At 64.8% G+C, this 22,588-nt stretch carries 28 protein-coding genes; 13 read left to right on the top strand and 15 right to left on the bottom strand.

All coding sequences use genetic code 11. The features are described 5' to 3' along the window. Window positions 1-25 precede the first annotated feature (25 nt). From GRI48_RS11235 to coxB, 9 genes are all read right to left on the bottom strand, one after another. A complete protein-coding gene (locus GRI48_RS11235) occupies window positions 26-601 on the bottom strand; it encodes an SURF1 family cytochrome oxidase biogenesis protein (protein ID WP_160676039.1) in 576 nt (191 codons plus the stop codon). Further along, a complete protein-coding gene (locus GRI48_RS11230) occupies window positions 601-987 on the bottom strand; it encodes a DUF983 domain-containing protein (protein WP_202389321.1) in 387 nt (128 codons plus the stop codon). The genes GRI48_RS11235 and GRI48_RS11230 overlap by 1 nt, the downstream gene beginning before the upstream one ends. Continuing rightward, entirely contained in the window at window positions 987-1,808 is an 822-nt protein-coding gene (locus GRI48_RS11225) for a cytochrome c oxidase subunit 3 (RefSeq protein WP_160676037.1), read from the bottom strand. Before GRI48_RS11225 ends, GRI48_RS11230 begins: the two co-directional genes overlap by 1 nt. Window positions 1,809-1,875: 67 nt before the next feature. Continuing rightward, the gene (locus GRI48_RS11220; protein WP_160676035.1) at window positions 1,876-2,460 is read right to left on the bottom strand and encodes a cytochrome c oxidase assembly protein; all 585 of its coding nucleotides are present in this window, start codon (window positions 2,458-2,460) and stop codon (window positions 1,876-1,878) included. A 2-nt stretch (window positions 2,461-2,462) separates the two neighbouring features. Then, window positions 2,463-2,588 (bottom strand): hypothetical protein, encoded by a 126-nt coding sequence (locus GRI48_RS14445; protein WP_272916758.1) that lies wholly within the window; start codon window positions 2,586-2,588, stop codon window positions 2,463-2,465. Continuing rightward, a complete protein-coding gene (locus GRI48_RS11215; protein WP_160676033.1) occupies window positions 2,585-3,502 on the bottom strand; it encodes a heme o synthase in 918 nt (305 codons plus the stop codon). The genes GRI48_RS14445 and GRI48_RS11215 overlap by 4 nt, the downstream gene beginning before the upstream one ends. Before the next feature lie 26 nt (window positions 3,503-3,528). Then, on the bottom strand, window positions 3,529-4,500 hold the full coding sequence (locus GRI48_RS11210; protein ID WP_160676031.1) for an alpha/beta fold hydrolase: 972 nt from the start codon (window positions 4,498-4,500) through the stop codon (window positions 3,529-3,531). A 73-nt stretch (window positions 4,501-4,573) separates the two neighbouring features. Beyond that, window positions 4,574-6,298 (bottom strand): cytochrome c oxidase subunit I, encoded by a 1,725-nt coding sequence (ctaD, locus tag GRI48_RS11205; RefSeq protein WP_160676029.1) that lies wholly within the window; start codon window positions 6,296-6,298, stop codon window positions 4,574-4,576. Window positions 6,299-6,333: 35 nt separating this feature from the next. Beyond that, a complete protein-coding gene (coxB, locus tag GRI48_RS11200) occupies window positions 6,334-7,341 on the bottom strand; it encodes a cytochrome c oxidase subunit II (protein ID WP_419956964.1) in 1,008 nt (335 codons plus the stop codon). A gap of 296 nt (window positions 7,342-7,637) precedes the next feature. On the opposite strand from coxB, the gene pyrE reads away from it, so the two are divergent. From pyrE to ruvX, 7 genes are read left to right on the top strand one after another with little or no spacing between them, the layout of a single operon-like run. Continuing rightward, complete coding sequence (pyrE, locus tag GRI48_RS11195) at window positions 7,638-8,219, top strand: orotate phosphoribosyltransferase (RefSeq protein ID WP_160676027.1); 582 nt, start codon at window positions 7,638-7,640, stop codon at window positions 8,217-8,219. Next, window positions 8,216-8,956, top strand: coding sequence for a pyridoxine 5'-phosphate synthase (locus GRI48_RS11190; protein ID WP_160676025.1), 741 nt, complete (start codon window positions 8,216-8,218; stop codon window positions 8,954-8,956). The genes pyrE and GRI48_RS11190 overlap by 4 nt, the downstream gene beginning before the upstream one ends. A 10-nt stretch (window positions 8,957-8,966) precedes the next feature. Beyond that, window positions 8,967-9,377: a holo-ACP synthase gene (gene acpS / locus GRI48_RS11185; RefSeq protein ID WP_160676022.1), complete on the top strand. Its 411-nt coding sequence runs from the start codon at window positions 8,967-8,969 to the stop codon at window positions 9,375-9,377. Further along, window positions 9,374-10,258 (top strand): signal peptidase I, encoded by an 885-nt coding sequence (lepB, locus tag GRI48_RS11180; protein WP_160676019.1) that lies wholly within the window; start codon window positions 9,374-9,376, stop codon window positions 10,256-10,258. Before acpS ends, lepB begins: the two co-directional genes overlap by 4 nt. Beyond that, the gene (locus GRI48_RS11175) at window positions 10,239-11,360 is read left to right on the top strand and encodes an AI-2E family transporter (protein ID WP_160676016.1); all 1,122 of its coding nucleotides are present in this window, start codon (window positions 10,239-10,241) and stop codon (window positions 11,358-11,360) included. The genes lepB and GRI48_RS11175 overlap by 20 nt, the downstream gene beginning before the upstream one ends. Then, a complete protein-coding gene (locus GRI48_RS11170; protein WP_160676013.1) occupies window positions 11,360-12,514 on the top strand; it encodes a DUF3089 domain-containing protein in 1,155 nt (384 codons plus the stop codon). The genes GRI48_RS11175 and GRI48_RS11170 overlap by 1 nt, the downstream gene beginning before the upstream one ends. Further along, complete coding sequence (gene ruvX / locus GRI48_RS11165; RefSeq protein ID WP_160676010.1) at window positions 12,493-12,978, top strand: Holliday junction resolvase RuvX; 486 nt, start codon at window positions 12,493-12,495, stop codon at window positions 12,976-12,978. Before GRI48_RS11170 ends, ruvX begins: the two co-directional genes overlap by 22 nt. Here the strand turns inward: ruvX and GRI48_RS11160 are convergent. Genes GRI48_RS11160 through GRI48_RS11150 form a run of 3 tightly spaced genes read right to left on the bottom strand, consistent with a single transcriptional unit; the run spans window position 12,975 to window position 15,009 of the window. Further along, on the bottom strand, window positions 12,975-13,883 hold the full coding sequence (locus GRI48_RS11160; protein ID WP_160676007.1) for a transposase: 909 nt from the start codon (window positions 13,881-13,883) through the stop codon (window positions 12,975-12,977). The genes ruvX and GRI48_RS11160 overlap by 4 nt on opposite strands. Then, on the bottom strand, window positions 13,871-14,833 hold the full coding sequence (locus tag GRI48_RS11155; protein ID WP_160676004.1) for a hypothetical protein: 963 nt from the start codon (window positions 14,831-14,833) through the stop codon (window positions 13,871-13,873). Before GRI48_RS11155 ends, GRI48_RS11160 begins: the two co-directional genes overlap by 13 nt. Before the next feature lie 32 nt (window positions 14,834-14,865). After that, window positions 14,866-15,009: a hypothetical protein gene (locus GRI48_RS11150; RefSeq protein WP_160676001.1), complete on the bottom strand. Its 144-nt coding sequence runs from the start codon at window positions 15,007-15,009 to the stop codon at window positions 14,866-14,868. 122 nt (window positions 15,010-15,131) lie between these two features. Here GRI48_RS11150 and GRI48_RS11145 point away from each other — a divergent pair, with 122 nt between their 5' ends. Continuing rightward, window positions 15,132-15,581: a PaaI family thioesterase gene (locus GRI48_RS11145; RefSeq protein ID WP_160675998.1), complete on the top strand. Its 450-nt coding sequence runs from the start codon at window positions 15,132-15,134 to the stop codon at window positions 15,579-15,581. After that, on the top strand, window positions 15,574-15,987 hold the full coding sequence (locus tag GRI48_RS11140; RefSeq protein ID WP_160675995.1) for a PaaI family thioesterase: 414 nt from the start codon (window positions 15,574-15,576) through the stop codon (window positions 15,985-15,987). The genes GRI48_RS11145 and GRI48_RS11140 overlap by 8 nt, the downstream gene beginning before the upstream one ends. Before the next feature lie 4 nt (window positions 15,988-15,991). Here GRI48_RS11140 and GRI48_RS11135 read toward each other — a convergent pair whose 3' ends face one another. Beyond that, window positions 15,992-18,172 (bottom strand): transglycosylase domain-containing protein, encoded by a 2,181-nt coding sequence (locus GRI48_RS11135; RefSeq protein WP_160675992.1) that lies wholly within the window; start codon window positions 18,170-18,172, stop codon window positions 15,992-15,994. Between the two features lie 54 nt (window positions 18,173-18,226). Next, a complete protein-coding gene (locus tag GRI48_RS11130) occupies window positions 18,227-19,222 on the bottom strand; it encodes an AAA family ATPase (protein WP_419956962.1) in 996 nt (331 codons plus the stop codon). Between the two features lie 264 nt (window positions 19,223-19,486). On the opposite strand from GRI48_RS11130, the gene GRI48_RS11125 reads away from it, so the two are divergent. Genes GRI48_RS11125 through GRI48_RS11110 form a run of 4 tightly spaced genes read left to right on the top strand, consistent with a single transcriptional unit; the run spans window position 19,487 to window position 21,965 of the window. Next, window positions 19,487-20,056 (top strand): TetR/AcrR family transcriptional regulator, encoded by a 570-nt coding sequence (locus GRI48_RS11125; RefSeq protein ID WP_160675989.1) that lies wholly within the window; start codon window positions 19,487-19,489, stop codon window positions 20,054-20,056. 24 nt (window positions 20,057-20,080) lie between these two features. After that, the gene (locus GRI48_RS11120; protein WP_160675986.1) at window positions 20,081-20,926 is read left to right on the top strand and encodes an oxygenase MpaB family protein; all 846 of its coding nucleotides are present in this window, start codon (window positions 20,081-20,083) and stop codon (window positions 20,924-20,926) included. 49 nt (window positions 20,927-20,975) lie between these two features. Further along, complete coding sequence (locus GRI48_RS11115) at window positions 20,976-21,332, top strand: DUF1428 domain-containing protein (RefSeq protein WP_160675983.1); 357 nt, start codon at window positions 20,976-20,978, stop codon at window positions 21,330-21,332. A gap of 3 nt (window positions 21,333-21,335) precedes the next feature. Then, complete coding sequence (locus GRI48_RS11110) at window positions 21,336-21,965, top strand: glutathione S-transferase family protein (protein WP_160675980.1); 630 nt, start codon at window positions 21,336-21,338, stop codon at window positions 21,963-21,965. Here the strand turns inward: GRI48_RS11110 and GRI48_RS11105 are convergent, their stop codons facing one another. After that, the gene (locus GRI48_RS11105) at window positions 21,966-22,559 is read right to left on the bottom strand and encodes a J domain-containing protein (RefSeq protein ID WP_160675977.1); all 594 of its coding nucleotides are present in this window, start codon (window positions 22,557-22,559) and stop codon (window positions 21,966-21,968) included. It lies immediately after the preceding gene. Window positions 22,560-22,588: the final 29 nt, after the last annotated feature.

The following is a 22,588-nucleotide window of genomic DNA, read 5'->3' as shown; positions in this document are numbered from 1 at the left end:
GGGCGCTCGGCAAGCAAGCGCCTCTTTACGCCTCGCTAGCGCGCCACCGCCGCCGCAGTGCAAGGACATAGATCACCAGCGCGGTCAGCGCGAAGAAGAACCACTGTCCCGCATAGGCAAGATGGTTGTTGGGAAGATCCGAAGGATCGGGCCTGGCGAGCGGCTGAAGCCCCGCCGGTGGATTGATCACTACGAGCCGCGGCCCCGGGGCGACGATGCCAGCGACTGGCCCCCCGTCCCACTCGACCGGTTGCGGATCGAGCGTCCAGCCCAGGTCCACCAAGACCACTTTAACGCTGCGGGCGTCGGTACAGCTTGCCCGCTGAGCCCAGCCCGCCCGGCCATCTGCATTCCGTCCTGCAACGGGCTCCACCGACTGGACCACGGCACAGTCGATTGCGCTGCGCCGGAAAAGCAGGTCCTGGCCGTCGCCGCTCGTCGGGAAAGCGACCTCTCGCGCCTGGGTGCCGGCCTGCGAATAGCGTGCGATCAGTGCTTCCTTTTCCGCCAGCCTGCCGAGCTGCCAGAAGCCGAGCCCGATCATCGTCGCCACCGCCAGCAGGACGATCACCGTCGACAGAAGGGGTACCCGGCGAGCCATCAGTTCGGTGTCCCTGCGTTACCCGCCTTGTGACGGTATTCCGATTGCAGCAGCCAAGCCTTGGCGACGCGCAGGCCGCCCACAGTCAGCGCGACCGACACGGTGAGCCACAGGATCGCATGGACCCACCACGGCGGCGCGACGGCGAGCTGGAGCCAGACGGCCAGCCCGACGACGATCGCACCCACGATCAGGATCAGGAAGGCCGCGGGACCGTCGCCGACGTTGAACCGGGAAAAGTCGAGCCCGCAAACCCGGCAGCGCGGGGCGAACCTCGCAACCCCGTCGAACAGGGTGCGCGCATGGCACGATGGGCACAAACCGAAAAGGGCAGCCTCGGCGTGACCGGGCTGCCCCTTCTCGGTGTCGGACCTGTCCGGCTCCATCAGTGCGTGACAGCGCCCCAGCCGCCCCAGACGTAAACCGCGACGAACAGGAACAGCCACACCACGTCGACGAAGTGCCAGTACCAGGCAGCCGCTTCGAAACCGAAGTGCTGCTTCGGCGTGAAGTGGCCCCTGTAGGTGCGGAACAGGCAGACGATCAGGAAGATCGTGCCGATCAGCACGTGGAAGCCGTGGAAGCCGGTCGCCATGTAGAACGCCGAGCTGTAGGTGTTGCCGCCGAAAGCGAACGGCGCGTGTGCGTACTCGTAGATCTGGATGCTGGTGAACAATGCGCCCAGCAGGATCGTCAGCCAGAGACCCTTCTTGAGACCTTCGCGATCGCCATGGATCAGCGAGTGGTGCGCCCAGGTGACCGTGGTGCCGGAACACAGCAGGATCAGTGTATTGAGCAGCGGCAGGCTGAACGGGTCGATCACCGCCTCGATCGCCTTGGGAGGGAATTGCCCGCCGATGACTTCCGAGATCTCGCTCGGGAAGAGCGCGAAATCGAAGAAGCTCCAGAACCAGCCGACGAAGAACATGACTTCCGACGCGATGAACAGGATCATGCCGTAGCGCATGTGCAGCTGAACGACCGGCGTGTGGTCGCCGCGCTGCGCTTCCTTCACGATGTTCGAGAACCACGCGAAGAAAGTGGCGATCAGCGCCATGATTCCGAGACCGAGCACGATCGGCCAGCTCGGCATGTCGTGCATGAACAGCACCATGCCGCTGGTGAAGGTCAGCGCCGCGAAGGCACCGACGATCGGCCAGATATCGGGTTCGAGAATGTGATATTCGTGATTGACGTTGCCAGCCATTTTATCTCGCGTCCTGTGTCTCGCTTTGCGTCGCCCTTAATGACGACGAGGGCCGAGGTCCAGAGGGTTACTCGGCCCGGTCTCCGGGTTGATCGATCGATCGGTGGAAAGTGTAGCTCAGGGTTATCTGCTCGAGATCCTTGGCATTCTCGTCATCGAGGATCGCGGGATCAACGTAGAACAGCACCGGCATGCGGACCTGCTGGCCCGGCTGGAGCGTCTGTTCGGTGAAGCAGAAACACTGGATCTTGTTGAAATAGCGCCCGGCGTATTCCGGTTCGACATTGAACGTTGCGCTGCCCGTGATCGGTACGCTGTCGTTGTTGCGCGCGGTGTAGAACGCCATGTCGCGCACGCCGATCTGGACGGTTTCGGTAACCTGCGCGGGCGCGAACGACCAGTTGAGGTCGCGCGCGGTCGAAGCATCGAAGCGGATCGAGATCTCGCGCGTACCGGCACTGCGAGCGAACTGCGCGGCAAGGTTCGCCTCGCTCTCGCTCGCCTTCTGGGTCGTCCCGCCGAAGCCGGTGACCTGGCAGAACAACTGGTAGAGCGGCACGGCGGCGTAGCCGAGGCCGAGCATGGCCAGCGCACCGAGAAAAGCCAGAGTCGCGACCCGCGAGTTGCGCCTGTCGAGAGTGGCAGTCGTCATGTTCAGTCACCCATCCTGACGATCGTGATCGCGTAGAACAACGCGACAAAGAAGAGCAGCACGCCGCCCACCACGAGGTTGCGGCTCCTCTGGCGGCGGCGGTATTCGGTTTCTTCTTCGGGTGTCATGCAAGCATTCCCTGGCCGGCGAGCAGCCGGTCCACAACGAGGATGGCGAAGAGGGCGAAAAGATAGAGGATCGAGAAGGCGAACAACCGCTTCTCGGGCTTCATCTTGTCGCCTTCGACGGCGCGGCGGGTCGCCACCGGGATCGACAGCGCGATGAAGGCAAGCGACAGGGCGAGCGCGCCGATACCGTAGACGGCGCCCGTCCCGCCGATCAGCCACGGGGCGATCGCGACCGGAGCGAGCAGCACGGAATAAACGAGGATCTGGCGGCGGGTCGACACCTCGCCCTTCACCACGGGCATCATGGGGATGCCGACCTTGGCGTAGTCCGACTGCACAAACAGCGCGAGCGCCCAGAAATGTGGTGGGGTCCACATGAAGATGATCGCGAACAGCAGCACCGGCATCGGCGTGATCGTACCGGTGACGGCGACCCAGCCGATCAGCGGCGGGAAAGCGCCTGCGCCGCCGCCGATGACGATGTTCTGCGGCGTACGGGGCTTGAGCCAGATGGTGTAGACTACCGCGTAATAGACGATCGAAAATGCAAGGATGGCGGCGGACAGCCAGTTGACCGCGAGCCCCATCGTCGCGACCGATACGGCGGACAGCAGCACGCCGAAATCGCGGGCATCGGTTTTCTGCAACCGCCCGGCCGGCAGCGGGCGGCCCTGGGTCCGCTTCATGCCCGCATCGAGATCGGCTTCCCACCACTGGTTGAGCGCCGCCGCCCCGCCCGCGCCCAGCGCAATGCACAGGATGGCGGTGAACCCGATCACGGGGTGGATATCGCCGGGCGCGGCGAGCAGCCCGCACAGGCCCGTGAAAATCACGAGGCTCATCACGCGCGGCTTGGTGAGCGCGTAAAAATCGCGCCAGTCCGCGGGGAGCTTGATGGTGGCTGCCTGATCCATGGAATCGTCGTGAACGCTATAGGCGCTCACAGCCGGTTTAGCCAGTCGATCAGCAAGGCATTGACCTCGTCCGGTCGCTCCTGCTGGGTCCAGTGACCGCACCCTTCGAGCATGTGCCCTTCGACGTTCGGCGCGAACATGCGCATCAGGGCAACCGGATCCTCGATCGCGCCGAAGCCGGTCGACGCCGGATCGCTGGTCCCGCCGATGAACAATGCCGGCTGGTCGAGCGTGCGGCCCTTGAACTGCTGGAAATACTCGAAGTCGCGCTCGTGATTGCGATAGCGGTTCAGCGGCCCGCGAAACCCCGAAGCGGCGAACTGTTCGCCATAATAGTCGCGGTCCTGCTCGGTCAGCCAGTCGAGCGGTGCCGGATCGGGCATCCCGTCGAGAAGGTTCGCGCCGACGGGCTTTGCCCAGAAATCGCTGTGAGGGACGTCGCCGCTGATCGCGTACATGAAGCGCGCGACGGAATCGCGTGGATCGGATTCCAACTCTGCTTCCGCCACGCCCGGCTCCTGGAAATATTCCTGGTAGAACCATCGACCCTGCGAGGTAAAATGCTCGCGGAAAACCTCGGTGAACGGACGCATCGGCACGCCGGTAAAGGGCACCGAAAGGCCGGCGACCGCGCTGAAATGGTCCGGATGGGTGAAGGCCGAATTCCACACGATCGGCGCGCCCCAGTCATGGCCGATCAGCACCGCCGGGCGATCGGGAGAGAGCGCCTGCTTCACGCCGACCACGTCGCCGATCAGCCGCTCCATGGCGTAGGCTTCGACGGGGTGCGGCTTGTCCGAGCCGCCGTAGCCGCGCACGTCGATCGCGCAGGCGGTGTATCCGGCAGCGGCGATGGGCGCGAGCTGGTGGCGCCAACTATACCAGCTTTCCGGAAAGCCGTGGACGAGAAGGGCGAGCGGCGCGGTGCCGGGCTCCGGCCCTTCGATCGCGGCGCGCAAGGTCACTTCGCCTGCGTCGATCTGGCGGAACTCGCTCATGGGGTGCCTCTCAAAAGCAAACGGCCAGCCCCTGTTCGGGACCGGCCGCTGGCATTGTCTTGGATCCGGCCGGTCAGTGAGCCGCAGCGGTGCTGCCCGGCAGGTGGTTGTGATAGTCGTGATGCTCCTCGATCACCGGAAGCGTCTCGAACTGGTGATAAGGCGGCGGGCTCGGAAGCGTCCATTCCAGCGTCGTCGCGCCTTCGCCCCAGTAGTTCGCTGCCGCCTTCTTGCCGACGGTGAAGGCATAGACGAGGTTAGCGAAGAACAGCAGCATCGAGGCGGCCATGATCATGTAGCCAAGCGTGCTGATCTCGTTCCAGTAGGCGTAGGCTTCCGCATAGTCGGGATAACGACGCGGCATCCCCTGCATGCCCAGGAAGTGCTGCGGGAAGAAGATCACGTTCACGCCGACGAAGAATCCCCAGAAGTGCAGGTGCGCGAGCAGTTCGGAATGCATACGGCCGCTCATCTTCGGGAACCAGTAGTAGAAGCCCGCGAAGAGCGAGAACACCGCGCCCATCGACAGCACGTAGTGGAAGTGCGCCACGACGTAATAGGTGTCGTGCAGTGCATCGTCGACGCCGCCATTGGCAAGCACGACGCCGGTCACGCCGCCCACGGTGAAGAGGAAGATGAAGCCCATGGCCCAGACCATCGGCGACTTGAACTCGATCGAGCCGCCCCACATCGTGGCCACCCAGCTGAAGATCTTCACGCCGGTGGGGACCGCGATGACCATGGTCGCCGCGGTGAAGTACATCTTCGTGTTCACGTCGAGGCCGACGGTGTACATGTGGTGCGCCCACACGATGAAGCCGACGACACCGATCGCGACCATGGCGTAGGCCATGCCGAGATAGCCGAACACAGGCTTGCGGCTGAAGGTCGCCACGATCTGGCTGATCATGCCGAAGCCCGGCAGGATCATGATGTAGACTTCGGGGTGGCCGAAGAACCAGAACAGGTGCTGGTAGAGGACCGGGTCGCCGCCGCCTGCTGCATCGAAGAAGGTCGTGCCGAAGTTGCGGTCGGTCAGCAGCATGGTGATCGCGGCCGCGAGCACCGGCAGCGCCAGCAGCAGCAGGAACGCGGTGACGAGCACCGACCACACGAACAGCGGCATCTTGTGGAGCGTCATGCCCGGTGCGCGCATGTTGAAGATGGTGGTGATGAAGTTGGTCGCGCCCAGAATCGAGCCCGCACCTGCAAGGTGCAGCGAGAAGATCGCGAAGTCGACCGCCGGGCCGGCCGAACCGCTGGTCGACAGCGGTGCATAGACCGTCCAGCCGGTGCCTGCGCCCATGCCCGTGCCGCCCGGAACGAACAGCGAGAACAGCAGCGAGAAGAAACCGGCAACCGTCAGCCAGAAGCTGATGTTGTTCATGCGCGGGAAGGCCATGTCCGGCGCGCCGATCATCAGCGGAACGAACCAGTTGCCGAAGCCCCCGATCATCGCAGGCATGACCATGAAGAAGACCATGATCAGGCCGTGCGCGGTGATCAGCACGTTCCAGTGGTGCAGCGCTTCGTCGAAGTTGCCGGGGCCGACGCCGACGAAGGGAATGACTGAGTCGAGGATCTGGATGCCGGGTTCGGCGAGTTCGGCCCGCATGACGCCCGAGATCGCGCCGCCCACGATACCCGCGATGATTGCGAAGATCAGGTACAGCGTGCCGATGTCCTTGTGGTTGGTGGACATGAACCAGCGCGCGAAGAAGCCGGGCTTGTGATCGGCGTGGCTGTCATGCGCGTGGTCATCGCTGTGAGCCTGGAAGGTATCGGCGGTGGTGGCCATGGCTGGTTTCTCTGCTTGCGTTAGATCTTGTCGGTTCAGGCGGTCGTGGCGGCGGTTCCGACCGGCGGAGCGCCGGCTCCCGGCGCGCCTTCGATGGCGCTTTCCGGCTGCTGCAGCGGCGCTGCGTCGACTTCCTCGTCACTGTCCGCCTCGTCGCCGAAGCTGCCGCCCTGGGCAAGGACCCATGCACGGTACTGGGCCATCGGAAGCGCTTCGACGGTGATCGGCATGTAGGCGTGGCGTGCGCCGCACAGCTCGGAACACTGGCCGTAATACACGCCAGGTTCGTCGATCACGAGCAGACGCTCGTTCACGCGGCCGGGAACGGCATCGATCTTGAACCAAAGCGAGGGCACGGCGAAGGAATGGATCACGTCGGCGCCGGTGGTCTGGATCCGCAGCGGAACGCCAGCGGGCACGACCATGCGATTGTCGACCGCGAGCTGGTGGGGCTCGCCCCGGGCAGCGGCTTCTTCCTCGGTCAGCATGTTCGAGATGACCTCGAACCCTCCGTTGTCGGGATAGGTGTAGCCCCAATACCACTGGTAACCCGTCACCTTGATCGTCACCGCATCCTTCGGCGGGACTTCGTACTGGCGGGCGAGCAGCGTGATCGAGGGGATCGCGATCGCGACCAGGATCAGCACCGGCACGAGCGTCCAGACAACTTCGATCAGCGTGTTGTGGGTGGTCTTGGACGGGGTCGGATTGGCTCCGCGACGGAACTTCATGACGACCCACAGCAGCAGGCCGAGAACGAACAGGCTAATCGCGGTGATGAGCGGCAGCAGGATCGAATCATGCATCCACAGGGCGAATTCGCCGTCTTCGGAATACTGGTCCTGGAAACCGATGCCCCCGGCCACCGGCATCCCCTTGCCCGGGGTCGGCTTCATCGGGGTATAGGCGCCTGCCCCCGGCGCGGCTTCCTCGGTCGAACCGTCGGCAGCTTCCGCCGGATCGAGCGTCGCCTCGCTGGTGGTCGCTTCGGTCGTCGCCGCATCGGTGGTGGCGGCATCCTGCGCGAACGCGAAGCGCGGCATGAAGGCTGCCGTCACGGCGAGCATGAGTGCAATAACCAGCACCGCCAGCCCCTGGCGCTTGATGCTGTGAGTAAGACCGAAATTCATCAGATCGACGCTTTCCGCTTCCTGGTGTCGTGGCCCCACGTCGTCCGTTTTTCGGTTGGCGCACAAGGGGCCGGAAATCCCCGCAAGGGGCCGGTTTGGGCTGCCCTATAGGCGCGCTTGCCCCATGCCTCAAGCGCTTCTAGGGATAAAAATGTGCAAGCGACATTCGCCGCTACGCAACAGTCGAAAAAGGTATCCAGCCCACAATCATGACCGACGAAGACGTTCTCTCCGAGTTTCGGGCCAGCGGCGCGCTGCTCGAAGGCCATTTCAAGCTCTCCTCCGGTCGCCACAGCGCTCATTATCTGCAGTGCGCGCGCGTACTGATGAATGCCGAGCGTGCCGGGCGCATCGCCCGCGCGATCTGCCAGAAGATCCCGCGCGACCTTCGGGGGGAGATCGACGTGGTCGTATCGCCGGCGATGGGTGGCATCATCATCGGTCACGAGATGGGCAGAACGCTGGAAAAGGACGCGATCTTCCTCGAACGCCCGACCGGTTCTTTCGAGTTGCGCCGCGGCTTCGCTATCGACGAGGGTGCGAAGGTGCTGCTGGTCGAGGACGTCGTCACGACTGGACTGTCGAGTCGCGAGGCGATGCAGGCGGTTGCCGATGCCGGTGGCGAGGTGATCGCGATGGCCAGCGTGGTCGACCGCTCCGGTGGAGACCACGGTTTCGAAGTACCGTTCTTCCCGCTGATCGAGATTACCTTCCCGACCTATGCCGAGGACGAACTGCCGGAACAACTCGCCGCCGTGCCGATCACCAAGCCGGGGAGCCGCGCAGCTTGAGCGGCAAGCTGCGCCTCGGGGTCAACATCGACCATGTCGCGACCATCCGCAATGCACGCGGCGGCGATCACCCTGATCCGGTGCGCGCGGCACAAATCGTCGCGGCAGTCGGCGGTGACGGGATCACGGCTCACCTGCGCGAGGACCGGCGGCACATCCGCGACGATGACCTGAAGCGGATCCAGGATGCGACAGACCTGCCGCTCAACCTCGAGATGGCGGCGACCGAGGAGATGCTTGCCATCGCGCTGCGGCACCAACCGCATGCCGCCTGCATTGTGCCGGAAAAGCGCGAGGAACGCACGACCGAAGGCGGGCTCGACGCGGCCGGGCTCCACAACACGCTCGCGCCCATCGTCTGGAAGCTGCGCGACAACGGGATCCGGGTGTCGCTCTTCATCGAGGCGAGCGAGCGCCAGCTCGACGCCGCGCTTCGGCTGGGTGTGCCGGTGGTCGAATTCCACACCGGCGAATATTCCCACGCCCATCTCGACGGCGACAGCGAAAAGCTCGCAACCGAACTCAAGCGCATCGCCGACATGGCTGCGCTTGCGGCCAAGAACGGCATCGAACCACACGCCGGCCACGGCCTCACTTACGAGAATGTCCAGCCGATCGCCGCGATTCCGCAGCTCGCCGAACTGAACATCGGCCATTATCTCGTCGGCGAGGCTGTATTCGTCGGGCTTGAGGCCGCGGTGCGCCGGATGCGCGACCTGATGGACGAGGCGCGGTGAGGCTGGCGCGATGATCATCGGAATGGGCAACGACCTGACCAACATGGACCGGATCGCCAACTCGCTCGAGCGGTGGGGCGAGAAATTCGAGAAGCGCTGCTTCACCGACATCGAGCGGGCCAAGGCGGACAAGCGGCCCTTCACCCGCGTCGGCACCTTCGCCAAGCGCTGGGCGGCGAAGGAAGCCTTCGCCAAGGCGATCGGCACCGGTTTTTCGCGCGGCGTGTTCCACAAGGATATCGGCGTGGTGAACAAGCCGTCCGGCGCGCCGACGCTGTACCTGACCGGAGGTGCTGCGGACCGGCTTGCGGAAATGGTGCCGGAAGGCCATGAGGCCGCCATTCATCTCACCCTAACCGACGACCACCCATGGGCACAGGCCTTCGTTATCATCGAAGCATTGCCCAAAGGATCCCGATGACCGGCCAGACCCTGGTGACCAAGCAAACCGACAGCGATGGCGACGAAAAGATCAACTGGCTCGCGGAGATCCGCGGGCTGGCGCTCATGCTGCTCGCGGTGCTTGCCTTCCACAGCTTCATCGCCAAGCCCTTCTACATCCCGAGCCAATCGATGATGCCCAACCTGCTCGTCGGCGACCGGCTGGTGGTGAGCAAGTATCCCTATGGCTGGAGCTGGGTATCGGCGAGTTTCCACATCCTGCCCCGCAGCGACTGGCGCATCTGGCCCGCAACGCCCGAATACGGCGACATCGTCATCCCCGTTCCGCCCAACAAGGACGAGGATTACATCAAGCGGGTCGTCGCTCTTCCCGGTGACCGGATCGCGGTGAAGAACGGGCAGATCATCCTGAATGGCGTTCCCGTGCCTCAGGAAGTCGAGCCGGCGGTCGAGATCCCGGTCGATGCCAATACCTCCTGCGCCGCATTCGGCGACCCGTCGCTGATGGTTACCAAGCCTTCGGGCGAACGCGTCTGCGAATTGCCCACATTGCGCGAAACGCTGCCCAACGGCGCGACCTATCTGGTTATCGACCACATGCAGCAGGGGCTTGACAACTATCCCGAGATCACCGTTCCCGACGACAGCGTCTTCGTGATGGGCGACAACCGCGATCACTCGGCCGACAGCCGGGCAGAAGCCTGGGAACAGGGGCTCGGCGGTTCGATCCCGATGGCCAATGTCGGCGGAAGGGCAGAGTTCATCACCTTCTCGCTCGACGGGACGACCGGCCTCAATCCCCTGACATGGTTCACGTCCTTGCGCCCCGACCGCGCTTGGACCACACTCCGGCCGGCGGTCGTGAAGAAGGGGACGCGCGATGAGCAACGATCAGAATGAAGTCGGCGCGAAGGTCGGGACCAGCCCGACCCGCATAGAAAGCCCCAAGCTCCGCTACGAGGCTTCAAAGGCGCTGGTGTGGGGGCTGGTGATCGGGCTCATAGTCCTGACGGTCCACCTGTCCCAGACACTGCTGGTAATCTTCGGTGCGCTCGTCTTCGCCGCGATCATCGACGGGGGATCGCGCCTGATCGCCAAATACCTCCCGATCGGCCGCAATTGGCGGATCGGCATCGTCCTCCTGCTGGCCGTGGCCTTCCTGATCTGGCTCGGATACTTCGCCGGCTCGCAGATTTCGCAGCAGGCTGCCGAATTCCCGGCGATCATCAACGATCAGATCGGGCGCCTGTTCGCATTTCTCCAGAGCCAGGGTTTCGCCATCGGCACCGATGATGTGAAGAACATCGTCGGCAGCGCGGTCACCGGCGTCGGCACGGTGACCAAGGCCATCGGCGGCATCTTCGGCGGCCTGACGACGCTGCTGCTCATCGGAATCATCGGCATCTATTTGGCGATCGATCCCAATCTCTACGAGCGCGGGGTCGCCTGGATGGTGCCCGAGCGCCGGCGCGACGGGTTCTACGAAACGGTCAACCAGATGGCCTACACCATGCGGCGGCTGATGGCGGGGCGCATCCTCGGCATGATCGTCGAAGGGATCTTCACCTGGGCGCTGCTTGCCTACGGCGGAATGCTGATCGGGATCGGGGCGGTCCCGATGGCTGCGCTTCTCGGCTTGCTGACCGGACTGCTCGCCTTCATCCCCAACATCGGCGCGATCATCTCGGGCGTTCTGATGGTGCTCGTCGGGTTCTCCGGCGGGGTCGACATGGGCCTCTACACCGTGTTCGTCTATTTCCTCGTTCAGACCGTCGATGGCTACGTGCTCATTCCGCTGGTCGCCAAGAAGACCGTCGATCTTGCCCCCGCCCTGGTGCTCGGTGCGCAGCTCGTTTTCGGAGTGCTGTTCGGCATTCTCGGCCTGGCGCTTGCCGATCCGATGCTGGCGATGATCAAGGTTGCGCTCGAGCAACGTGCGAAACGGCTCGAGGAAGGCGATCGCGAACATTCCGACGACGAGATGGCTGCGGACCCTGCCTGATGGTCCGCAAGTTCCTCTACCTGATCGCCTTTGCGACCGTGCTGGTCATCGGCGCGGCAATCGTCTTCAGTATCTGGTCGAGGGACCTCACCCGGCTAGCGATGGTCCCGTCGGCGGACTTCGTCGAGCAGGATCCGCTCGCGGCGAACGCCTACCAGGATCCGGACATGTGGTATTCGCGGCCCGGTATCGGGACGGAGGATCCAGCGCGCTGGCAACCGCCTCTGCGTAACGATCGCGGTGGAGCCGACCGGCTGCTGCCCGATCCGGCCGAACCCGCACCGCCGCAGTTCGCGGTCTTCTTCGTGCATCCGACGAGCTACTACAACCGGGCGACCTGGAATGCGCCGTGGAACGACGCCGATGCGGAAACCACCGCGCGGTTGTTCCTGCGCGGCCTCGCCAGCCCGTTCAACCAGGCAAGCGAGATCTGGGCTCCAAAGTATCGCCAGGCGACCATGGGCGCGTTCCTGACCGACGACGCGCGTGCGGGCCAGGCGCTCGACGCGGCCTATGGCGATGTCTCGCAGGCCTTTGCCTTCTTCGTGTCCAGCATCGACGAGAACACGCCCATCGTGATCGCCGGCCACAGCCAGGGCGCGCTGCATGTCATGCGGTTGCTCAAGGACGAGGTCGCGGGCAAGCCGATCGCCCGCAAGGTCGCCGCAGCCTACGTGGTCGGCTGGCCGATCTCGCTCGAACACGACCTGCCCGCGCTTGGCCTACCTGCTTGTGCGACTGCGAACCAGGCCGGTTGCATCATGAGCTGGTCCAGCTTCGCCGAGCCGGCCGATCCCTCGGACGTGCTCGATACCTATGCCGCCTCGACCGGCTATGACGGTCAGAAGCGCGGCCAGAGCAATATCCTGTGCACCAATCCGCTCAGCGGGAGCATCGGCGGCGAAGTCGCGGCAGACGCGAACCCGGGGACGCTGGTGCCCGACGGGGATTTGAGGAACGGCGAAATCGTACCCGGTTATGTCGGCGCGCGCTGCAACGAACGCGGCCTGCTGCTGATCGGCGACCCGCCGGAGATGGGCAATGCCGTGCTGCCGGGCAACAATTACCACGTCTACGACATTCCCCTGTTCTGGAGCGCGCTCAGGAACGACGTGCTGGCGAGAGTGACCGCGTGGGCCGCGAAGCCGTCGTAATCGAAAGCGCTGCCGAACTGCGCGCGCTGCTGCCCGACGGCGGCGCCCTCCTCGCGCTCGACCTCGGAACCAAGACGATCGGCGTTGCGACCTGCGATGCCGGCTGGCGGTTCGCAACCGCGGGCAAGACCATCAAGCGGAGCAAGTTCGGCAAGGATTCCGAACTGCTGCGCGCCGTGATCGCGGAACGCGGCAGCAAGGCCATCGTGCTCGGGCTGCCGCGCAACATGGACGGAAGCGAAGGGCCGCGTGTCCAGAGCGCCCGGGCCTATGCCCGCAATCTGGTCGAGGCCTTCGATCTGCCGGTCCTCCTGTGGGACGAGCGCTGGTCCACGAGCAGCGCCGAGGCGGCGATGATCGGGCAGGACATGAGCCGGGCGAAGCGCGCCGAGAAGATCGACAGCCACGCGGCGGCCATCATCCTGCAGGGCGCGATCGACGCCTTGTCCGGCAACGCTTTCTAGGCGATTTCGAGAGCGCGGCGCTGGCGATCCGCCACCCGGGCGACCAGCAGGCTGCCGGAATTGCGCTCCGCCTCGGCCCAGACCGCCTCCCTCGTGGCCACGTCGCCGCACAGGTGCGCCCGCGCCGCGAAACTCGCCAGCCGGATCCGCTCGCTGGGATGCGTCCGCCCGAACCGATCGGCCAGGTCGATCGCTTCCGCCCCGCCCAGCCCCACGGCGACCTGGAGGAAAGTTTCGGTTGCGTTGGGATTGATTGTGCCGGTGATCGCACCGCTTTCCAGATCGAAACCGTACTGATCGAGCCAGCACGACGCCTCGTCGACTTCGATCACGTTGAGCGAGACCGACATGCTTTCCGGCGGGATCTGGTCGTGAATGTCGATGTGCGCGCGGTAGAGCTGCATCTTGCCCTCCTCCAGCGCGCTCTCCTCGATGAAGCGCAGGCCGGGCTTCTCGCCCTCGCAGCCGATCGTGTCGGCATACTCGTATTCGTAATAGGCGCTGCGATAGCCCGGCCCGAAATAGCCGACGGTCAGGAAGCTGAAATTGTGATCGTGGGGCACCCCGTAGACGAAGGTTTCCGCTCCGCTCGAAGCGAACACGGAATCGCGCGGCGAAGGCCAGATGTTGGCGCGCAGGAAATAACCGTTCCTGGCTTGCGACAGGATGATCGACTGCGGCCCGTAACCGTTTGCGGTTTCGGCTTCGGAGGGTCTGGTCGCCGAGAGCCGGTCGACCAGCATGTCGCCGAAAAATTCGCGATTGTTGGAAAGGCGGCGGAGCGCGAGGCTGGCCCCTGCCAGGCTCTCTTCGTCGCGGCTTGCGAAACCGCCGGCGTCGAGTGCGTCGAGCGCTTCTTCGAGCGTGGCGGTGCCGGGGTCCTGGCAGTCGATCAGGCGGGGCATGTCTGCGTCTCCAGCTCCAGCAATTGCGGGTGGTGTTCGATCAGCTGGGCGCGCAACGCCCAGGCAGGGGCGCACAGCGGATCGTCGGCCGAGGCCGCAATCCCGGCGAGCACCTGGAAGCCCTGGCGCACGTCGAGGGCGAGGCAATTGCGTACGGCCTCCCAGCGAAGATGATCGCTACCTCTTTCCGCGAGCGCCATCATGGCCGGCACCGCATCGCGTCTCCTCATTCGTGCCAGCAACGCCATAGCGATCTCGCTCCGGCTGTCGCTCATGTCGCCGCTCGACTGGTGCAGCAGCGCACCATCCGACACGCGGATGTCGCGCGTGGGCGACGGGTCGGTGCAGTTTCGCGAGAGCCTGAGCACGGCGAAGCCCGGACTGCACGACAGCACGCTCTTCGCCATCGTATCGGCAGCGAATTCCAGGCGGTCTTCGGCGGCAAAGCTGCGCCGTTCGATCTCCAGACGATCGCGCTCCAACCTCCCCACCAGAATTTCAGCCGATCCCGACAGGCAGATCTCGTGGCGCTCGACCGAAGCGAACTGCAACGCAAGCGACTGCTGGTCGCAATCCTCGTCCTTCGCGCAGCTGACGATGAGGTCGAGCCGTGACCGCCCGGAGCTGGCAAGGGTGACCGAGGAAACGCCGCCGCCCGAGCGCGATTCGAATTCGTGCCTCGCGAGCGGATGTTCCTCGAGCAGGGCGACGACCTGCGCGATCCACTCCTCGACGAAAGACCGCGCGATGTCCTGGACCGATACCAGTTCGGCCAGATCTTCGCAGGCCTCGATCGCTGCGCCGCGGGCATATTTTGCCAGCGCGGCGGTTAGCACTTGCACCCGGGGGCGCGCGGCCCATGCATTTCGCATGGACATTGCTGCGGATTTCACAGCTTCCTGCCTGGCGGGGTCGTCACGCAAGGCGACGAGCTGATCCGACATGCGCATGGGTCCGCGCTCCCTTTCCGGTTACAATCGGGTCAGCCGCCCGTGCTGTTGTAGATGTAGACCATGACGGCGATGACACGGTCGTCGCTACGGCCGCCGCTCATCTGGCTGCCGTATAGGCCGGTCTTGGTCGGCAGGCCCGGAATTTCATCAAGCTCGATTTCGGGAAGTTTCATTGTATGGGTCTCCGTTCCGGACGTCGCTTCATGCGCCGCCCCGGTGGTGGAGAATGGCCTGCCCGACCCGATTAAAAGAAGTTAAAATCCATTAATAATAATGACTTAGATGGTTAACCTAAATGAATGATATTCCCGCACATTTTGATCCGGAACGCATGGGATCGATGATTTTCGAACGTGCTCATCCCGGCTGGCTGGACCTGGAGTTCCATGAAAAGGGCGCGAACTGGGTCGAGCTGAAGCTGCCCTGGCGCGAAGACCTGGTCGGCGACCCCGACTTTCCCGTGCTCGCTTCGGGCCCCATCGTCAGCCTGCTCGACATGGCTGGCGGCATGTGCATCTGGACGACCAACCGGGTCTTCAAGCCGGTCGCGACGCTGGATCTGCGGGTCGATTACCAGCGGCCCGCGCGCGACCATGCAGCGGTGTACGGCCGCACGGAATGCTACCGGCTGACGCGCTCCGCCGCCTTCGTGCGGGGCTTTGCGCATGACGGCGACCCGGAGGACACGGTCGCAACGATGGTGGGGGTTTTCATGACCATCAATCCGGGGCGCGCCAATGGCTAGCAGCGCCGACCTCAAACTGCTTTCCGCCTACGCCCACTCGCTCGGCATGCGGATCGAAGACCACGACGAGGCCGGGATGCCGGTCGTCGCGATCGATTTCTCGGAGGACCTGGAAGGGCGCCCGGGCGCCTTGCATGGCGGCGCCACCAGCGGGATTCTCGAAACCGCTGGCTATGCGGCGCTGCGCACGGAACTGAGCAGGCAAGGCCGCAACGCCCGGCTCAAGCCTATCAACGTCACCGTGCAATTCCTGCGGGCCGGTCTGCGCAAGCGCACGCTGGCTGCAGGACGGATCAAGCGCCTGGGTCGCCGCAACGCCAACATCGTGGTCGAAGCCTGGCAGGACGATCGGGAAAAGCCGATCGCCACCGCAGTCATGAACGTGATGGTCGTCGAAGCGGACTAAGGAACTACTGCTCGTCCTGCGCCGCGCGTTCGCGTTCGCGCAGGGCAACGCCATCCTGGTTCAGCGTGATGTCGAGCGGCACGCCCTCGACATCGGTGCTCAGCGTCACCTCGCCTTCGCGCACGCGGAGCCGCGAATTGCCGTCGCCGATCGGAATGTCGCCGATATCGGGCACGTCGAGCGGCTGGACGGGCCCGCCCGGATCGCTCGTCTCGACCGGTCGTGGCGCGGGCTGCGGAATCGATCCGGTACCGAGGGCACGAACCATGAAGTCTCGCCATATCCGTGCGGGCAGCCCGCCGCCCGATACCCCTGCGAGCGGCGAGTTGTCGTCGTTGCCGATCCATACGCCGACCACCAGGCCGCCGGCATAGCCGACGAACAGGGCATCGCGATTGTCCTGGGTCGTGCCGGTCTTGCCGTAGTTCGGCACCGGCAGCATCGCCGCCCTGCCCGTCCCGGCGTTGATCGCGCGGCGCAGCAAGCGTTCCATGTCGGCGTGGGTCCGGCCCGACAGGCTCGATCGGCCATTCGTCAGCCATTCGAACCACCCCTCCTCTTCGGCAGGAAAGGCGCGCGGCTCGACCGGGAAGCCGTTGGCCGCGACCCCGGCATAGGCGGCGGTCAGTTCGAGCAGCGACATCGTCGATGTCCCGAGCGCCAAGGTCGCATCGTCTGCCGGGAGCTTGGACGTCACGCCCAGATCGCGGGCCGTGCGGATGACCTTGTCGTCTCCCACGTCCTGCAGCAACCGCACCGCCGCCACGTTGCTCGACCGGGCGAAGGCATCCTCGAGCGACAGGGTCGGCGAATACCGTCCATCGGAGTTCTTCGGGCGATAGCTGCCCGTCTCGATCGGCGTATTCGCGATCGTGTCGTCGGGCCGCCACCCGTCGCGCAGCGCCGCGAGGTAGACGAAGAGCTTGAAGGTCGAGCCGGTCTGGCGCTTGGCCTGCGTCACCCGGTTGAAGGGCGAACTGCCGTAATCCCTGCCCCCGACCATGGCGACCACTTCGCCGTTGGGCCGCATCGCGACGAGCGCGACCTGCGCCTTCCCCAGCGGGGCCCGCGCGACCACCTGGCTGGCAATTCTCTGCAGACGCGAATCGAGCGTGGTCGCCAGCGTGTGTTGGGAATAGCCGGTGCCGACCAGCTTGCGCGCGTCGCCGAGCGCCCAGTCGGCAAAGTATGTGCCGGTCGGCAGATCGCCCGCCGGCCGGATGTCGAGCCGCGGGCTGCGTACCGCTGCACGCTCCGCTTCGGTCAGGGAACCGGCCGCCACCATCGCGTTGAGGACCATCTGCATGCGGGCTTCGGCGCGTTCGTAATGCTTGGCCGGATTGAGCCGCGAAGGCGCCTGGACAAGCCCGGCGAGCATCGCGGCCTGCGGCATGGTGAGGTTCTCAGGCTTGCGATAGAAATAGTGCAGGCTCGCCGCGCGCAGCCCGTAGACGTTGTCGCCGAAATACGCGTTCGACAGATACCGCTCGAGAATTTCGTCCTTGGTAAGCCAGCTTTCCAGCCAGAAGGCGATGAGCATTTCGCGCGCCTTGCGGGTCAGCGTCCGTTCCGGAGTGAGGAAGGTGAACTTGGCAAGCTGCTGGGTGATGGTGCTGCCGCCACCCGTGCCGGTCAGCGCGCGGGCGATGCCGACCGGATCGACACCCCAGTGAGAATAGAACCGCCGGTCCTCGATCGCGAGGAAGGCCTCGACGACATGCGGCGGCAGCGTATCGACATCGACCGGCTCTGCCGTGACCGCGCCGTTGCGGGCAATCGGCGTACCGTCGGCTGCAAGCAGCGTGATCTGCGGCGGCGCGATCGGCTCGAGCGATTTGGACAGCGGCGCCGTTATCGCCAGCCACCCGACCGTCAGGATCAGGAGCAGCAGGATCGCCGCAACGACGCGTGCGATCCACCACAGCTTGCCGCGGCCGCGATAATGGGAAGGCTGCCACCAGCGCGTGCGGGGCCGAGGCGGGGCGTAACGGCGATCGACCTCGTCGAGCTTGCGGTCCCAGCTGTCGAAATCGGGCCGGTCGTAATCGCGCCGCTCGTAGTCGGGATCGTCGTAGTCCGGCCCGTCGCCGTGCGCGTCGTGCAACGCAAAATAGCCCGAGTGCGACTGCCAGTCGCCTTCCAGTCCGCTATCGCGGTGCTTTCCTGATCGATCGAAAAGGCCCATCGTTCATCACTGTATTATCGTAACAATACAGGTCCGACAATAGCCTGCGCGAGATTAACTGCGGCCGAGCACGCTCTCGGGCAGTTCCTCGCCGAACACGCGCTGATAGTATTCCGCCACCAGCATCCGTTCTTCCTCGTCGCACTTGTTGAGGAACGAGAGCCGGAACGAGAAGCCCGGATTGTTGAAGATCGCGTTGTTTTGCGCCCAGGTAATGACGGTGCGCGGGCTCATGACAGTCGAGATATCGCCGTTCATGAAACCCTGGCGCGTCAGGTCGGCGACCTTGATCATGTTCGCGATCAATTGCTCGTCGACTTCCGGATTGTGCATCTTCACGATGTCCTGCTCGACCTTGGCGGGCAGGTAGTTGAGCGAGACGACGATGTTCCAACGGTCCATCTGCGCCTGGTTGATCTGCTGCGTACCGTGATAAAGGCCGGTCGTATCGCCGAGCCCGACCGTGTTCGAGGTCGCGAACAGGCGGAAGTGGGGATCGGGCGTGATCACCTTGTTCTGGTCGAGCAGGGTCAGCTTGCCGCGCTGTTCGAGAACGCGCTGGATGACGAACATCACGTCGGGGCGGCCGGCATCGTACTCGTCGAAAATCAGGGCCACAGGATGCTGCAGCGACCACGGCAGCAGGCCTTCGCGAAACTCGGTCACCTGCAGACCGTCGCGCAGGATGATTGTGTCGCGTCCGATCAAGTCCATCCGGCTGATGTGGGCATCGAGGTTGATGCGCACGGTCGGCCACTTGAGCCGCGCGGCGACCTGCTCGATATGCGTCGACTTGCCGGTCCCGTGATAACCCTGGATCATCACCCGGCGATCCTGCGCGAAACCGGCGACGATCGCCATCGTCGTCTCGGGATCGAAGACATAGCCTTCGTCGACTTCGGGCACGCGGTCGTCCCGTTGCGAGAAGGCGGGCACCTTCCAGTCGACATCGATGCCGAAGGTTTCGCGCACATCGACAGTGGTGTCGGGTTCTTCGATCAGCACTTCGCTCAGGGCGGTGCCGGCCATGGCTTTGAGGAATTGGCTCATTTCGTCGTCACGCCTAGCGAGGGACGGAACCGCCCGCAAGCGCGAGGATACTTCGCCGCCCACAATTGCTAGTTTGCAGCCGGGACAATGGCTCTGCCCAAAGGTCGGGAAAATTCTTACCGGCGTATCTTGAGGACTTGGCTCCGCGGCGAACAGCAGTTTCCGGCGCAAGCGCGCGTTAACCATCGTCCCTACCTCGAGAACGGTTTGCGCGACGGCTTGCAAAAGAAAGCCCGACCTACTAGAAGGTAGGCGGAGGCGCCGATGAGCGATACCTACGCAAACCTGCTGGATCTGGCGGAAAGCGAGAGCTGCGCGCGCGGCTTCACTGCAGTGAGTTACGGCGACCTCGCAACGCTCGCGGGCATCCGCAAGGCGAGCATCCATCACCACTTTCCTGCCAAGGCCAGCCTGGGCTTGGCACTTGTCGATCGTTACGCTGATCGGCTGGCAGGCGAACTGGCGGAGTTATCGGAGCGATCCCGCAGCGGCGGCGATGCTCTGCGCGCTTATCTCGCCAGGTGCCGCAACGATTTGCGCGACGGCACCGCAGTGAGCCTTCTTGCAGCCATGATCGCCGACGCGGCGAACCTGCCTGAAGAGATGCGCGGACAGGTCACGCGATTGCGCGAGCTTGTCGTGCGTTGGCTCGGCGACGTCCTGCAGCGCGGACGCCAGGACCGCAGCATCTCGGTTTCCGGAGGGCCGCGCGAAGAGGGGCTGGCGGTATTCGTCCAGCTGCTCGGCGCGCAGCTGGCAGCGCGCGCTGCGCGCGACCCATCGCTGTTCGATGCGGCCAGCGCGACGATTTCGGCGCGCATCTTCCGTTCGTGATCGCGGCACGCTAGCTTCGCGGCCATGCCAGCACGCTCTCCGGCCGACCAGCTTCGCGAAGCAATCGTCGCACGGGTTCGCTCGACCTTCAACGACGTCGAAAGCGGGCAGCAGCCCGTCCCGCCGAGCGACGAGGCGCTGTTCGAACGCGATACGCCCATTCGGATGGTCCACGCCGACGTCGTCGGCATGATGGTCGGCGGCATTCGCAGCCTGCTGCTGCAGATGCTGCACCCCCATGCGCTGCAGGGCGTGCTCGACCATTCGAACTTCCGCGCGGACATGCATGGCCGCCTGCGCCGCACCGCACGTTTCATCGCCGTCACGACCTTCGGCCACCGCGACGACGCACTGCAGGCGATAGAGCGGGTCAACCGCATCCACTCGGAGGTGACGGGCACACTACCCGACGGCACCGCCTACAGCGCGACCAATCCCAGGACGCTGGCCTGGGTCCACGTCGCCGAAGCGACCAGCTTTCTCGCGGCTTACAAGCGCTTCGTGCGGCCCGAGATGCCCTATGCCGAGCAGGACGAGTATTATCGGCAGTTCGCGGTCATCGCGCGCGGTCTTGGCGCGGACCCGGTCCCCGAAACGGTCAACGAGGCGGAGGCGCTGTTCCGCGAGTTGCGTGGCGACCTGCGAGCCTCGCCCGAAGCGAGCGAAATCGCGCGGCTGGTACTTTCGCAGAAACCGGAAGGCGCCCCGCCCGCCGTCCAGCAGATGCTCGGCACGAGTGCGGTCGACATGCTGCCGCCGTTCGCGCGCTCGATGTTGGGCCTGAAGAAACCCGGTTTCGATGGCCTCGCCGCGCGCGCTGCAACCTTTGGTGCGGGCAAGACCCTGCGCTGGGCGTTTCGCCAATCGTAGCGGGCACGCCCGCTGATGCGTCCCGAACCGGGCAAGGAAGGAGAATGAAATGACCTATGTCAGTGGATTCGTGGCGGCAGTGCCGGAAGGCAACAAGCAGGCCTATATCGACCTGGCGCACCGGTTCTGGGAGTTGGCCGAAGAGTTCGGTGCGCTCTCGCAGGTGGAATGCTGGGAGGACGACGTTCCCGACGGCAAGACCACCGACATGCGCCGCGCCGTCCGGCTCGAGGACGGAGAGAAAGTGGTTTTCAGCTGGGTCACGTGGCCGGACAAGCCGACTTATGAAGCGGCGCAGCAGAAGATGATGGAAGATCCGCGCATGCAGAACATGGGCGAGATGCCGTTCGACGGCTCGCGCATGATATCTGGCGGCTTCGCGCCGATCGTCGAGCTGGGAGCCTGACGCATGGCGGATTTCACGTTCTTCACCCAGCCGATGAGCCGCGGCCAGATCGTGCGCTGGGCATTGCAGGAAGCGGGCGCGGACTACGAAACCGAGCTGGTCGACCTGTCGAACAAGCCGCGGGGCCTGCTCGACGTCAATCCGATGGCGAAGGTCCCCGTGCTGGTCCATCACGACGGAGACCACGTCCACGTCGTCACCGAATGCGCGGCGATCTGCCATTATCTTGCCGAGACGCATCCCGAGAGCGGGCTGCTGCCCGAAAGGCACGAGAAAGCCGATTACTTCCGTTGGCTGTTCTTCGCCGCCGGGCCGCTGGAGCAGGCAGTCGTCGCCGGTGCGATGGGCTGGGAAGTGCCGGAAGAACGGCGCGGGATGGCAGGCTTCGGCTCGCTCGACCTGACGCTCGACACGCTCGACCAGTGGCTGTCCTCTCACGACCATGCCTGCGGCGCGCGTTTCACCATGGCCGACGTCTATCTCGGCAGCCAGTTCATCTGGGGACTGCGGTTCGGCACGATCGGCGAGCGAGCCTCCTTCCGTGCCTATGTCGACCGGCTCACCGCGCGCGAGCGCTACCGGGAAGCGACACAGATCGACCAGAAGCTGATCGCTGCGGCACAGGCCGGCTGATCAGGCGAAGACGCGCGATTTCCTGAGCGTCTGGTAGGCTTCGACCACCCGGTTGAGGCGGGCCTCGTACTTGCGATCCCCGCCGTTGCGATCCGGGTGATAGCGCCGGACGAGTTCGGAGTAGCGCCGCCGCAGCCGTTGACGATCGACGTCGAGCCCCAGACCCATGACCTCGAGCGCCTGCGCCTCTTCGCGGCTGAAACGCCCGGCCATCGCCATCTCCGCCTCGCGCCGGGCGCGGCTCTTGATGCCGGCGGCACGGGCGGAGATCGCGTCGAGCGGGTCGTCGAAATCGGCCCATCGCGGCATGCCGTCCACTCCGGCCGTGGGGCGATAGGCGGGCTGTTCGGTCCGCCAGCCCGCGCCGGGCGCCTGCGCGGCATAGATTTCCTCTGCGCTCATGCCCTCGAACCAGTCATATCCGGCGTTGAATTCGCGCACGTGGTCGAGGCAGAACCACCGCCATTCGCCCGGCCCGTCGAAGCCGTGCCTGCGGTCACCGGGCGCGCGGAACTCCCCCGCTTCCTGGCAGGTGGGGTGCTCGCACACCTTGTCGGTATTCTCGTATCGTCCATGGAACTTGGTCGGGCGCATTCGTGCTAGAATGGGGAGTGGGGTGCGCT

The organism is Qipengyuania oceanensis, assembly GCF_009827535.1.
Classification (GTDB): domain Bacteria; phylum Pseudomonadota; class Alphaproteobacteria; order Sphingomonadales; family Sphingomonadaceae; genus Qipengyuania_C; species Qipengyuania_C oceanensis.
Note: the sequence above shows the minus strand (reverse complement) of the source record. Positions and strands in the feature narration are given on the sequence as shown.